Genomic DNA, 13265 nt, shown 5'->3' on the forward strand with positions numbered 1-13265 from the left:
GCGCAAGGCCGACCGCGCGCAGGCTGCGGCCGACCGCCAGGCGCGGCTGGCGGCGCGCCGCCCGCTGGTAAAGGAAGTGGAGCAGATCGACAAGCGCCTGACCGCGTGGAACAAGGAAAAGGCGGAGATCGATGCGAAGCTTGCCGATCCGGCGCTCTACACCGGCCCGCAGGCAGGCGAGGTGCCGGCCCTCAACAAGCGTCAGGCGGAGCTTGCCGAGCGCATCGAGGAGGCCGAGCTGCGCTGGCTGGAGCTCAACGAGGCTCTGGAGGCGATCCCGGCCGATTGAGGCGCGGCGCCGATCATTGCGGCAGCCAGCGTACCGGGTCGATCTGCCAGCTTTCGAAGTCCTCGTGGCCGACAATGCGGTCCTGCGAACGGCGCAGGTCGATGTTCTGCGGCTTGAGGTAGTGTCCGGCGGTGTGAAAGATCACCTTGACCACAGGCTGCATCGGCTTGTCGTCGTTCTGCGACTGAACCACCGCCAGGCGGCGGCTCTCCAGCCGCACCAGGGCGCCGGTGGGATAGATGCCGACCGAGCGGATGAAGGCCTTGACCATGTCGGGCTTGAAGTGGCCGTCGGTCCAGGTCAGCAGCTTGCGCAGCGCCTCGGTGGGCGCCATGCCCTTGTGATAGACGCGGTTCGAGGTGATGGCGTCGTACACATCGACGATCGAACCCATCTGGCCGTAGAGGCTGATCTCGTCGCCGCGCAGCTTGTTCGGGTAGCCGCTGCCGTCGAAGCGCTCGTGGTGCTGGGCAGCGACGTCGAGGGCGATCTGGCTGATGCCGGGCGAGGCCTGCAGGATGATCTTGCTCTGCACGACGTGGCTCTTCATCTTGTCGAATTCGGCGTCGGTGAGCTTTGCCGGTTTGTTGAGAATCTCGTCGGGCACCTTGGCCTTGCCCACGTCGTGCAGCAGGGCGCCGATCGCGATCTCCCGGATCGTCGGGCGATCGAGTCCGAGGGTGCGGGCGAATGCGACCATCAGCGCACACACCGAAACCGAGTGCTGGAAGGTGTAGGCGTCGTGTTCCTTGAGGCGGGCCAGAGGCGCGAGGGCGTCGGGCTCGCAGAAGATGGAGTCGACGATGCGCTCGACCAGGGGCTCGATCTTCTCGAGCTCGATCTGCTTGCCGAGGCGGATGTCGGTCATCATGTCGCGCACGATGAGGTTGGCTTCGCCCTTGAGCGCGCGTGCGCGTTCGAACTCGCTGCCGGACTTGCGCGCGGTGGCGACGACGGGGGCCGGGGCGGCCTCTGGTTGCGGTGCTTCAGGCCTTGCAGGGGCCGCCTCGACAGCCGGTGGTTCGACCGCGACGACCGCTTCGGGGTCAATGCCGCGCTTGATGTCGATGAGGATTTCCTGGACGCCGGTCTCGCGCACGCGGCGTACCGTCTCCTCGTCGCCGACGAGAAAGCTGTTGCGCAGGAAATTGTGCTCCAGCCAGCTGCACTTGAGGTCGTGGATGTACACGCCCGGCTTCAGGCTGGAGATGGGGATAGGCTTGATCACGTCATCGCGTCCGCGCGAGTTCTTGTGCCCCGGATTATCCAATACGGGCATGCGTTATGGCACTGGTCCGCAGGGCCCCGGTCGAGGAGTATTGCACGGACACCTTGCGGTCGGCTTGCGATTCGTGACCGGCCGACGTCCCCGTGGCCACACACTGCTAGAATCCCGGATTTCCCGAACCTGTTAGCTGGAGTGCGTGGTGCGTATCGTCTGTCTCGACCTCGAAGGTGTGCTCGTCCCCGAAATCTGGATCGAATTCGCCGAACGTACCGGCATCCCCGAGTTGCGCCGTACGACTCGCGATGAGCCCAACTACGACACCTTGATGAAGTACCGCCTGGACATCCTGGCGCAGAAGAAGCTCGGCCTGCCCGATATCCAGGAGGTCATCGCCAGCATGGGGCCGATGGAGGGGGCGCGTGCCTTTCTCGACGACCTGCGTGACGCCTATCAGGTGGTGATCCTGTCCGACACCTTCTACGAGTTTGCCAAGCCGCTGATGAAGCAGCTCGGCCTGCCCACGCTGTTCTGCCACAGCCTGGAGGCCAACGCCGAGGGCATCCTGGTGAACTACCACCTGCGCATGCCGGACCAGAAGCGCGAGGCGGTCAAGCGCTTCAAGGAGCTCAACTTCAAGGTCGTCGCTGCAGGCGACTCCTACAACGACACCGCGATGCTTGGCGAAGCCCATGGCGGCATCCTGTTCCATCCGCCCGAGAACGTGGTGCGCGAGTTCCCGCAGTACCCGGTGGTGCGCGATTACGCTGCACTGCGCACCGAGATCGACCGCGCATTTGCCCGCGCCGGCTGAGCGTGTTGCCCGATATGCACCGCGAACGCTTCTACACCCTCTCCGCCTCCTGCCCCGACCGTGTCGGTATCGTCGCCCGGGTTTCCGGCTTCATTGCCGAGCACCAGGGCTGGATCCTCGAGACCTCGCTGCATGCGGAGCCGCCGCTGGAGGCGGGTGAGGTTGGGCGCTACTTCATGCGCATCGAGATCAAGGCCGACTCCCTGCCCTTCCATCTTGCCGAATTCCGAGAGCGCTTCCGCCCGCTTGCCGAAGAACTCGAGATGGAATGGAAGATCTCCGATTCGGCGGTCAAGAAGCGGGTCGTGGTGCTGGTGAGCAAACAGGAGCACTGCCTGTACGACCTGCTCGCGCGCTGGCAATCGAAGGAGCTCGACATCGAGATTGCGTGTGTGGTCTCCAATCACGACACCTTCCGCGGCTTCGTCGAGTGGCACGGCATTCCCTTCCATCACGTGCCGGTGACGGCCGACAACAAGTCGAACGCCTACGCCGAGGTGCGGCGCATCTTCGAAGAGGTGCGTGGCGACACCATGGTGCTGGCGCGCTACATGCAGATCCTGTCGCCCGAGCTGTGTGCAGCCTATCCGGGACGCATCATCAACATCCACCACAGTTTCCTGCCCAGCTTCGTCGGTGCCAAGCCCTATCACCAGGCTTACGCCAAGGGCGTCAAGCTGATCGGTGCCACCTGCCACTACGTCACTGCCGACCTCGACCAGGGGCCGATCATCGAACAGGACGTGATCCGCATCGACCACTCCGATGCGGTCGAGGACATGGTGCGCTACGGCAAGGACATCGAGAAGACCGTGCTCGCCCGCGGCCTGCGCTACCACCTCGAGGACCGGGTGCTGGTGCACGGCAACAAGACCATCGTGTTCCGTTGAAACCTGCGCGCTGTTCGCACCGAGCCCCGCGCGGGGCCTGTCCTTTATTGCGCTGAAACAATACGATAACGGGTTTGGATCGGCCCGCAACCAGAACTGGAACTCACTTCATGCAAAGCCCTGGCAATCAGATGATCTCGGTGGAGAAGATCGGCGGCACCTCGATGTCCGCATTCGGCGACGTGCTGCGCCACATCATGCTCTACGACAGCGCCCGGATCTACGGCCGCATCTTCGTGGTGTCGGCTTACTCGGGTGTGACCAACCAGCTTCTGGAGCACAAGAAGACCGGCCAGCCCGGCATCTACGCCCTCTTTGCCGACGGCGCTGACTACCATGCCGCGCTCGACGGCCTGGCCGTCAGCCTCAAGCAGCTCAACGCCGGCTTTGCCGAGCTGGGCCTGCCGCTCGACGTGGCCGATGCCTTCGTCGATGAGCGCATCGGCGAGGTCAAGAAGTACCTCGACGCGATGCACCATGTGCTCGCCAGCGGCTACATCCGTCGCGAGGACGTGCTGCTGGCCGCGCGCGAGGTGCTGGCCTCCATCGGCGAGTCGCACAGCGCCTTCAACAGCGTCGAGATGCTCAAGGCCAAGGGGATCAAGGCCATCCTGCTCGACCTCGCCGGCTTCCATGACGACGAGGCGTGGACCATCGACGAGCGCATCCACAACAGCTTCAAGGGCCTGGACATCGCCGGCAACGTGATTGTTGCCACCGGCTACACCAAGGGCACGGAAGGCATCATGCGCGAGTTCGACCGCGGCTACTCCGAGGTCACCTTCAGCAAGATCGCGGTCGAGGTGCGCCCGGCAGAAGCTGTCATCCACAAGGAGTTCCACCTGTCCTCGGCCGACCCCAACATTGTCGGCCTGGAGAACGCGGTGGTCGTGGGCGCCACCAACTACGACGTCGCCGATCAGCTCGCCGATGTCGGCATGGAGGCGATCCACCCCAAGGCGGCCAAGCCGATGGAACTTGCCGGTATTCCCATCCGCCTCAAGAACACCTTCGAGCCCGAGCATCCCGGCACGCTGATCACCAAGGACTACGTCGGCGAGCGCGCCCGTGTCGAGATGGTGACCGGCAGCGACAAGGTCACCCTGGTCGAGATTCACGATCCGAGCATGGTGGGTACGGTCGGCTTTGACCTGGGCATCATGGAGATCTTCTGCCGGCACGGCATCTCCTACATCCTCAAGGCCACCAATGCCAACTCCATTGCCCATGTGCTGTGGGAAAGCTCGGTGACGCCGGCGCTGGTCGCCGAACTCGAGGCGCGCTACGAGGTGGTCACCGTCAAGCCGAGCGCGATCGTGTGCGCGATCGGTTCGAACATCAGCATTCCGGGCGTGCTCGCGCGCGCCGCCCAGGCCCTGGCCGATGCACAGGTGAACGTGAACTGCGTGTCGCAGACGCTGCGCCAGGTGAACATGCAGTTCATCATCGAGCGCAGTGACTACAAGAACGCGATCATCGCCCTCAACCACACGCTGTGTGTCAGCCCGGGAGTGCCGGTCCCGCGTGCTTGAACCCCGCACTGCAGCCTGGACTGCAGTGGCAAAGCGGCATGATCGAGGCGACCTGCGGGTCGCCTCGATCGTTTCCGGGGGCGGGGAGTGCAGAGGCAGGCCGCAGAGGCGGCGGAGTTCAAACGATCGTTTGACTCGGGCTTATGTCCGTATAAAATAAAACGAACGTTTGATTGAGTCTGCCCTCGTGCAGGCCGGTCGCCCGACACCACCCGGAGGAGATACGCAATGCCCCAGTACGCCCCACCCTTGCGCGACATGCAGTTCGTGCTGCACGAGGTCATCGACGCCGTCGGCCAGCTCCAGGCCTGCCCGCCGCACGCCGAGCTCGATGTCGACACCTTCAACGCCGTGCTCGAGGAGGCGGGGAAGTTCGCCGCCGAGGTGACCTTTCCGCTCAACGTCGGAGGCGACAGCGAAGGTTGCAAGCTCGATCGTGCCACGCACGAGGTGCGCGCACCCGCCGGTTTCAAGGAGGCCTACGCGCAGTACGTCGCCGGCGGCTGGCCTTCGCTGGCCTGCGATCCCGAGCACGGCGGCCAGGGCCTGCCCCTGGTCCTCAACCAGTGCCTGTACGAGATGCTCAACAGCGCCAACCAGGCCTGGACGATGTATCCCGGCCTGTCGCACGGCGCCTACGAGGCCCTGCACGCGCATGGCTCGCCCGCCCAGAAGGCGCTGTACCTGCCGAAGCTGACCAGCGGCGAATGGACCGGCACCATGTGCCTGACCGAGCCACATTGCGGTACCGATCTCGGGCTGTTGCGCACCAAGGCCGAGCCGCAGGGTGACGGCACCTACCGCATCAGCGGCGAGAAGATCTTCATCAGCGCGGGCGAGCACGATCTCGCCGCCAACATCGTGCATCTGGTGCTGGCCCGCCTGCCCGACGCGCCGGTAGGCAGCAAGGGCATCTCGCTCTTCATCGTGCCCAAGTACCTGATCAACGACGACGGCTCCCTCGGCGCGCGCAACGGCATCTTCTGCGGCGGCCTGGAGCACAAGATGGGCATCCACGGCAATGCCACCTGCCAGATGGTGCTCGAGAACGCGATCGGAACGCTTGTGGGCGAGCCCAACAAGGGCTTGCAGGCCATGTTCGTGATGATGAACGCCGCCCGCCTCGGCGTAGGCAACCAGAGCCTGGGGCTGACCGAGGTTGCCTTCCAGAACGCGCTTGCCTACGCCAAGGAGCGCATCCAGATGCGCAGCCTCACCGGTCCCAAGGCCACCGACAAGCCGGCAGACCCGATCATCGTGCATCCCGATGTACGCCGCATGCTGCTTACCGCCAAGGCCTATGCCGAAGGTGCGCGCGCGCTGCTGTGCTTCTGCGCGGTGCTGTCGGACAAGGAGCTGCACCACCCTGACGAACAAGTGCGCCAGGACAGCGCCGAGCTGCTTGCGCTGCTGACCCCTATCGCCAAGGCCTTCGTCACCGACAACGGCTTTGCCGCCACCAACGAGTGCATGCAGGTCTTCGGTGGCCATGGCTACATCAAGGAGTGGGGCATGGAGCAGTTCGTGCGCGATGCCCGCATCAACATGATCTACGAGGGTACCAACACCGTGCAGAGCCTGGACCTGCTCGGACGCAAGGTGCTTGGCAACAACGGCGCCACACTGCAGAAGTTCGGCCGCATGGTGGGCGCGCTGCTGCGCGAAGAGGGGGGCAATGAAAAGATGTCGGAGTTCATCAGCCCGCTCGCGCAACTTGCCGAGCAGATGATCAAGTTCACCACCGAGATCGGCGCCAAGGCCTTGCAGGACCCGGATGAGGCGGGAGCCGCCGCGGTGCCTTACCTGCGCGTGGCTGGGCACCTGGTGTTCGGCTACTTCTTCGCGCTGATGGCCGCGGTCGCGCTCAAGAAGCTCGCCGCCGGCAGCACCGACCCGTTCTACACTGCCAAGCTGCAGACCGCACGCTTCTACTTCGCCCGCCTGTTCCCGGAGACGGCGATGCTGATGCGTGCGGCGCGTGCGGGCAGCGCGGCGCTGATGGATACGGATGCCGCACTGGCCTGATGCCGGGTAACCGGGGGGCCTCCGCCCTCCGGCCCGTAGCACTCGAGGAGGGATGGCTTACAGATGTCGAAGAGCACGAGTACAAACGAAAGCCCGGTTCAGTTCGAGCCCGAGTTCATCGCCGGTGTGCGCGAGATTTTCGAGCGCAATATCGCATTCAATGCGCTGATGGGCCTGCGCATCGAGGACATCGATGGGGTACGTGCCACCGGGCGAATCGAGATGCGCCCGGAACTGGTGGGACACTTTCTGCACAACCGCATCCACGGCGGGGTCATATCGGCCTGCCTCGACGCCATGGGCGGCCTGGCGGTGATGGGGGCGATCGGCGCCCGTCATCTGGACGAGCCGGTTTTGCAGCGCCTGCACCGTTTCTCCCGTCTTGGAACCATCGACCTGCGGGTCGATTACCTGCGCCCCGGCATCGGTGAGTCCTTCCGCATGGAGGCCGAGGTGCTGCGCCTGGGGTCGCGCGTCGCCTCGACGCGGATGGGCTTTCTCGCCGCCGATGGCAAGCTGCTCGCCACCGGCTCGGCGGCCTACATCGTGTCGTGAGCGGTGCGATGAGTGCGCCTGTTGCCACCATCCAGCGCGGCAAGCTCGCTGCCGCGCTGCCGCCGCCAGCCGGGGGCGAGATCTTCCAGACCCTGTTCGCCAACCCGGCCTGCCGGATCGAGCGCATTGTCTCCCATGGCCATGCAAGCGCCTCCGGCGAGTGGTACGACCAGGCCGGGGACGAGTGGGTAGCGCTGCTCGCTGGCGAGGCCGTGCTCGAGTTCGACGGCGGCGACACGATCGCACTCACCGCAGGCGACTGGCTTGCCTTGCCTGCGCACTGCCGGCACAGGGTGGCGTCAACCAGTGCGGATGCGCTATGGCTGGCGGTGCATTGCACAGCATCGGGCTGAGTCGCGCAGCCCGTTGGGGGGCGGAGCGACGCCGGCCGTCTCCGAGGCCGAGACGGCCCGCTGCATCTCTCCTTACCGACTTGCCAGGTAACCCCGCCAGCCACCGAAGTGGCTGATCTCGGTCGCACCGGCGATGCCTGAGGGCTCGCAGATGAAGCCGATCTCCCAGCGGCCGTCCGCCAGTTCGACCTTGCCGAGCCCGAGCGGGCTCGGGATGCCGGCCAGGAAGCTGCCGAACTCGGCAGCGGGCAGTTCCCACACCTCCACCTCAATGGCGCACCCGTCTTCGGCCACCCTGACCATCCCCGGGCGCAGCGGTGGGCCGCCGGCCAGCGCGTAGAGCCGGTAGTGCGGACTGCTGACAGTGCGTTCGAGCAGTCGCGCACCGCGTGTGGTGAGCTGGTGGTTCAGCGGCAGGCCTTGCAGGTGGGCGCCGCACACGACGATGGCGAGCCGGTCGTGCTGGGCGCGGCCGACGGGGCGGGGGGTGTCGAGCGCGTGCCCCCCGGTGAGCGGCAGCTCGGCCTGGACGCGCTGGAAAGCGTCGGCGAGCGAGAGCAGGTATTGGTCGGTGAAGGCGCGGCCGAACAGGGTAACGCCCCAGGGCAGCGCGTTCTTCATTACTGCGCTGGGCACGGCCACGGCCGCGTAGTCGAGCAGGTTCATGAAGTTCGTGTAATGGCCGAGGTCGCTGTTGCGCAGCACCGGTTCGGCTGCGAGCTCGGCCAGTGTCACCGGGCGACCGATGGTGGGTGTGAGCACGCAGTCGAGCTCGGCGAGCAGTGCGTCACAGCGTGCCTTGTAGGCCTGCAGACGGTACTGGGCCTCGAAGGTCTGGACTGCGGTCGCGCCTGGTGCCTTGGCGAGCACAGCCCGGATCACCGGTAGCACGGCGTCCGGCGTGCGCTCCATGAGCGGGCCGACCACACTGTAGCGCTCGGCCACCCAGGGGCCCTCGTAGAGCAGGCGGGCAGCCTCGAGGAAGGGCGTGAAGTCGATCTCCACGGCCTCGCCGCCGATTGCGCGCAGCCGCTCGATGGCGCTGGCGAACAGCGCCGGCCCCTCCGTGCAGCCGAAGAACTCGAGGTCCGCGGGGCGCGGCACGCCGAAGCGGAAGGGCAGCGGCGTGCCGAAGGCGGCGGCGTGGTTCCAGGACGGGTTGTGGCGGCTGTAGGGGTCGAGCGCATCAAGGCCAGCGCACAGACCCAGCAGGCGGGACGCCTCGCTGGCGGTGGCGGTGAAGAAGGTGACGCAGTCCAGTGTGCGGCAGGCCGGCACGACGCCGGCGGTCGACAGCAGGCCGCGCGAGGGCTTGGTGCCGACCAGGTTGTTGAACGCGGCCGGCACCCGGCCGGAGCCCGCGGTGTCGGTGCCGAGCGCAAAACTCGCGACGCCAAGGGCAACGGCCAGCGCCGAACCGGCACTCGAGCCACCCGCGGGGTAGTCGGGCAGCACCGCATTGCGGCAGGCACCATAGGGTGAGCGGGTGCCGTTGAGCCCGGTGGCGAACTGGTCAAGGTTGGCCTTGCCGATGGGGATGGCGCCGAGCGCGACGAGGCGCTCGACCACGGTCGCCGAGCGTGCCGGCGTGTAGGCGAACGCCGGGCAGGCTGCCGTGGTCGGGATGCCGGCAAGGTCGATGTTGTCCTTGATGGCGAAGGGGATGCCGAACAGGGGCAAGTCGGCTGGCGACTGATGCTCGAGCGCGGCGAGGTAGGGCTCGAGTTCGGCTTCGTCGAGCACGTGGATGAACAGCCGGTACTCCGCGTTGAGCGCGAGCGCGCGGGTGCGCAGCGCGCCGATCAGGCCGCGCGGCTCGATGCGGCCGTCGCGATAGGCGGCAAGCAGGGCGTCGAGACGCAGGTCGAAGGGGTGGCTGAGGGAATGGCCGAAGGGATCGCCGAGGGCTTGGTCGAACTGCGGGGTGTTCATGCTTCCTCCAGGATCAGGACGCGTTGGCCGGCGCGTACCGGCGAGCCGGGCTGCACACGGACCTCTTTGACGATGCCGTCGCGTGGCGCGGTGAGGGGGATCTCCATCTTCATCGACTCGAGCACGACCAGCGTGTCGCCTGCGCTGACGCGCTGGCCGGCCTCTACCCGGACCTGCCACAGGTTGCCGGCGATGTGGCTCTCGATACCGTGCTCGCCGTGGCCGAGTGCCGCATCCTCGCCCAGGTCGGGGGCGACGTCCTCAGCCTCGAAATGGGCCTGGCCGCTGGCGATCCAGCGTTCGCGCTCGGCGTCGAAGGCGGCGCGCTGCTGGGCGCGGAAGGCGGCGATGCCGTCGGCTTCGCGGGCGAGGAAGGCCTGGTAGTCGGAAAGGCGCAGCGTGCTCGGCTCGATCTCGATCGTGTGGCGGCCGAGCGGGAAGTCGTGGCGGATGCGCAGCAACGCCTCGGCCGACACCGGGTGGAAGCGGATCTGGTCGAAGAAGCGCAGCAGCCAGGGCTTGCCGTCGAAGGCCGCCACCTGGCGGTAGCGGTTCCACATCTGCAGCGTGCGGCCGACGAACTGATAGCCGCCCGGCCCTTCCATGCCGTAGATGCATAGATAGGCGCCACCGATGCCGACCGAGTTCTCGGCGGTCCAGGTGCGCGCCGGGTTGTACTTGGTGGTGACCAGGCGGTGACGCGGGTCGAGCGGCGTGGCCACCGGCGCACCCAGGTAAACGTCGCCCAGGCCCATCACCAGATAGCTCGCCTCGAACACCGCGCGCTGCACTGCGTCGAGATCGGGCAGGTCGTTGATGCGGCGGATGAACTCGAGGTTGCTCGGGCACCAGGGGGCGTCCTTGCGCACCGTGGTCATGTATTTCTCGATCGCCAGGCGGCAGGCGGGGTCATCCCAGGACAGCGGCAGATGCACGATGCGCGAGGGCACTTCCAGATCGTCCTGGGCGCAAACGCCCGCCCAGAGTGCTGCGATGCGTTCGAGCAGTTCGGCCAGCGGCAGGGTCTCCGGCCGGTAGTGCAGTTGCAGTGAGCGGATGCCGGGGGTGAGATCGACCAGGCCGTCCAGCCCAAGGGCCTCGATCGCCTGCATCAGCGCGTGGGCGCGGAAGCGCAGCACGAGGTCGAGTTCGGCCGGGCCGATCTCCAGCAGCAGGTGGGTGTCGCCGGAAAGGCGCGCCACCAGCCGGGTGTCGGCTTCGCCGAGTTCGAGCACGATGGGCGAAGCGGGCGTGATGGGCGCGCTATATGCCGGGTAGGGCTGGGCGAGGGTGTGCGCCTCGGCCTGCCGGGCACCCGCGAGCTCACGAGCAGTAGCGAGTGCCACCGGCACGAAGCGCAGCTTGTCGCCGGCCTTCAGCTGGCCGAGCTGCCACAGGTCGGCCTCGATCACCGTCACCGGGCAGACGAAGCCGCCCAGGCTGGGGCCGTCGGGGCCGAGGATGACCGGCATGTCGCCGGTGAAGTCCACCGCGCCGACCGCGTAGGGGTTGTCGTGGATGTTGGACGGGTGCAGCCCGGCCTCGCCGCCGCTGTCGCGTGCCCATTCCGGCTTGGGGCCGATCAGGCGCACGCCGGTGCGGCTGGAGTTGAAATGCACCTCCCAGTCGGTGGCGAAGAAGCGCTCGATGTAGGCTGGGCTGAAGTACTCGGGCGCGCCGTGCGGACCGTAGATCACGCGTAGCTCGCGTATGGCCGGCAGGGCCGGGGTCAGCGTGGCGGGCAGGCTGCTGCCGGCGGCGGACTCGCTCAGCGGGAGCAGGTGCAGTACGTCGCCGCCGCGCAGCGCGCGGCCGCCATGGCCGCCGAACTGGCCGAGGGTGAAGGTGCTTTGGCTACCCAGGTAAGCCGGCACGTCGAGGCTACCGCGCACGCACAGGTAGCTGCGGGTGCCGCTGCCGGCGATGGTGCCGAAGACCAGGCGGCTGCCGGCCGGAATGAAGATGGCCGTGTTCATCGGTTGCGGCTGGTCATCGAGGGCGAGCGGAATGTCCGCGCCGGTGACTGCCACCACGGCATCGCAGTTGAAGCGCAGCACCGGCCCACTCATGGTGATTTCGAGCGCAGCGGCGCCTTCCGGATTGCCAAGCAGGCGGTTACCCAGGCGCAGGGCGCGGTCGTCCATCGGACCGGAGGGAGGCACTCCCACGGCCCAGTAGCCCAGCCGCCCCGGCCAGTCCTGTACCGTGGTCTGGGTGCCGGCAGTGATGAACTCGATGCTGTGGCTGCGGTAGCGCAGGCCCTCCAGGCACCGCGTCCACGGCTGGCCGCTGGCAAAAGGCGCATCGGCGAGGATCTGGCGCAGGTAGTCGCGGTTTGTCTCGACACCATACAGGCGGCTGGAGGCGAGTGCCTCGTCCAGGCCAGCGATGGCCGCCTTGCGGTCGTCGGCGTGGGTGATCAGCTTGGCGATCATGGGATCGAAGTACGGCGGGATCTCGCAGCCGGCCTCCACCCAGGTGTCGATGCGCAGCGCCTGGCCGTCGGCGGGCGGAAAGGCCACCGCCGTCAGCAGGCCGGGGCAGGGCTGAAAGTCGCGGCCCGGGTCTTCGGCGTACAGTCGCGCCTGGATGGCGTGGCCGCGCGGCCGCAGGCCGGCCGCAAGCTCGGCCAGCGGCGGCAGTTCGCCGGCGGCGAGTTGCACCATCCACGCCACCAGGTCCACACCCCAGACTTGCTCGGTGACGCCATGTTCCACCTGCAGGCGGGTGTTCACCTCGAGGAAGTAGAAGGCGCCGGCCGCGCTGTCGTACACGAATTCCACCGTGCCGGCTGAGCGATAGTTCACCGCGCGTGCCAGTCGCACCGCGGCTTCGCACAGCGCCTCGGCCGTGCCTGCAGGCAGGTTCGGCGCCGGTGTTTCTTCCAGCACCTTCTGGTTGCGGCGTTGCACCGAGCAGTCGCGAACGCCGAGCGCGATCACTTCGCCAGCGCCGTCGCCGAACACCTGCACTTCCAGGTGGCGGGCGCGTTCGATGTATTTCTCGATGAAAACCCCGGCGTCGGAGAAGTTGTTCTCGCCCAGGCGGCGCACCGCGTCGAACTGCTGCGCGAGCTCAGCGGCGTCCCAGCACACGCGCATGCCGATGCCACCGCCGCCCGCGGTGCTCTTGAGCATGACCGGGTAGCCGACGGTGGCGGCGGCGGCGAGGGCCTCGTCCACCGAGGCGAGCAGACCGGTGCCTTCGAGCATGGGCACGCCATGGGTCTTGGCCAGCGCGCGTGCGGTGTGCTTGAGGCCGAACACCCGCAGTTGTTCGGGGGTGGGGCCGATGAAGGCGATGCCGGCAGCCTCGCAGCGTTCGGCGAAGGCGGCGTTCTCTGACAGAAAGCCGTAGCCGGGGTGGATGGCGCCGACGCCGCGCTCAAGGGCGATGGCGAGGAGCTTGTCCACCGCAAGATAGGTCTGCGCCGCCGCGCCTTCACCCAGGCTGTGGGCCTCGTCGGCTTCGATCAGATGGCGGCTGGCGGCGTCGGCTTCGGAATACACCGCCACCCCGGTCGTGCCCAGGGCCTTGAGGGTGCGCAGGATGCGGCAGGCAATCGCGCCGCGGTTGGCGATCAGGACTTTGTCGAACATGGTTTCACCCGATGGAGTCGAGCTGCGGCGGGTCGTCCCGCCCGGATCGGT

Annotated in this window: 9 protein-coding genes and 1 pseudogene; 7 read left to right on the plus strand and 3 right to left on the minus strand. The window is 67.1% G+C overall.

Annotation, left to right across the window (positions count from 1 at the left end; translation table 11 throughout):
* Positions 1–289: pseudogene (locus C662_RS10830) on the plus strand (ABC transporter ATP-binding protein); the annotation flags it as partial.
* A 13-nt stretch (positions 290–302) separates the two neighbouring features.
* Here C662_RS10830 and C662_RS10835 read toward each other — a convergent pair.
* Positions 303–1517, minus strand: coding sequence for an HD-GYP domain-containing protein (locus C662_RS10835; protein WP_037984489.1), 1215 nt, complete (start codon positions 1515–1517; stop codon positions 303–305).
* Positions 1518–1716: 199 nt separating this feature from the next.
* Here C662_RS10835 and thrH point away from each other — a divergent pair, with 199 nt between their 5' ends.
* The 6 genes from thrH (at position 1717) to C662_RS10865 (ending at position 7683) form a co-directional block, all read left to right on the plus strand.
* The gene (gene thrH, locus C662_RS10840) at positions 1717–2328 is read left to right on the plus strand and encodes a bifunctional phosphoserine phosphatase/homoserine phosphotransferase ThrH (protein ID WP_002928719.1); all 612 of its coding nucleotides are present in this window, start codon (positions 1717–1719) and stop codon (positions 2326–2328) included.
* A 14-nt stretch (positions 2329–2342) separates the two neighbouring features.
* Positions 2343–3218 carry a formyltetrahydrofolate deformylase gene (purU, locus tag C662_RS10845; protein ID WP_002928722.1) on the plus strand — a complete coding sequence of 292 codons (876 nt, stop codon included), beginning with the start codon at positions 2343–2345 and terminating at the stop codon, positions 3216–3218.
* A 110-nt stretch (positions 3219–3328) separates the two neighbouring features.
* Entirely contained in the window at positions 3329–4750 is a 1422-nt protein-coding gene (locus tag C662_RS10850) for an aspartate kinase (RefSeq protein ID WP_002928724.1), read from the plus strand.
* A gap of 228 nt (positions 4751–4978) precedes the next feature.
* On the plus strand, positions 4979–6775 hold the full coding sequence (locus C662_RS10855) for an acyl-CoA dehydrogenase C-terminal domain-containing protein (RefSeq protein ID WP_002928725.1): 1797 nt from the start codon (positions 4979–4981) through the stop codon (positions 6773–6775).
* 63 nt (positions 6776–6838) lie between these two features.
* Complete coding sequence (locus C662_RS10860; RefSeq protein ID WP_002928727.1) at positions 6839–7330, plus strand: thioesterase family protein; 492 nt, start codon at positions 6839–6841, stop codon at positions 7328–7330.
* An 8-nt stretch (positions 7331–7338) separates the two neighbouring features.
* Positions 7339–7683 (plus strand): cupin domain-containing protein, encoded by a 345-nt coding sequence (locus C662_RS10865; RefSeq protein WP_002928731.1) that lies wholly within the window; start codon positions 7339–7341, stop codon positions 7681–7683.
* Positions 7684–7755: 72 nt separating this feature from the next.
* Here C662_RS10865 and atzF read toward each other — a convergent pair whose 3' ends face one another.
* Together atzF and uca are read right to left on the minus strand one after the other, a co-directional pair.
* Positions 7756–9615, minus strand: coding sequence for an allophanate hydrolase (gene atzF, locus C662_RS10870; RefSeq protein ID WP_002928733.1), 1860 nt, complete (start codon positions 9613–9615; stop codon positions 7756–7758).
* Positions 9612–13214 (minus strand): urea carboxylase, encoded by a 3603-nt coding sequence (gene uca / locus C662_RS10875; protein WP_002928735.1) that lies wholly within the window; start codon positions 13212–13214, stop codon positions 9612–9614. The genes atzF and uca overlap by 4 nt, the downstream gene beginning before the upstream one ends.
* Between the last annotated feature and the right edge of the window lie 51 nt (positions 13215–13265).

Origin of the sequence: Thauera sp. 28 (assembly GCF_000310145.2) — a bacterium.
Classification (GTDB): Bacteria; Pseudomonadota; Gammaproteobacteria; order Burkholderiales; family Rhodocyclaceae; genus Thauera; species Thauera mechernichensis.

Excerpts from the sequence above, each read along its gene's own strand:
- uca (WP_002928735.1), bottom strand. The coding sequence starts at position 13,214 with ATGTTCGACAAAGTCCTGATCGCCAACCGCGGCGCGATTGCCTGCCGC.
- purU (WP_002928722.1), top strand. The coding sequence starts at position 2,343 with ATGCACCGCGAACGCTTCTACACCCTCTCCGCCTCCTGCCCCGACCGT.
- atzF (WP_002928733.1), bottom strand. The coding sequence starts at position 9,615 with ATGAACACCCCGCAGTTCGACCAAGCCCTCGGCGATCCCTTCGGCCAT.
- C662_RS10860 (WP_002928727.1), top strand. The coding sequence starts at position 6,839 with ATGTCGAAGAGCACGAGTACAAACGAAAGCCCGGTTCAGTTCGAGCCC.
- C662_RS10855 (WP_002928725.1), top strand. The coding sequence starts at position 4,979 with ATGCCCCAGTACGCCCCACCCTTGCGCGACATGCAGTTCGTGCTGCAC.
- C662_RS10865 (WP_002928731.1), top strand. The coding sequence starts at position 7,339 with ATGAGTGCGCCTGTTGCCACCATCCAGCGCGGCAAGCTCGCTGCCGCG.
- C662_RS10850 (WP_002928724.1), top strand. The coding sequence starts at position 3,329 with ATGCAAAGCCCTGGCAATCAGATGATCTCGGTGGAGAAGATCGGCGGC.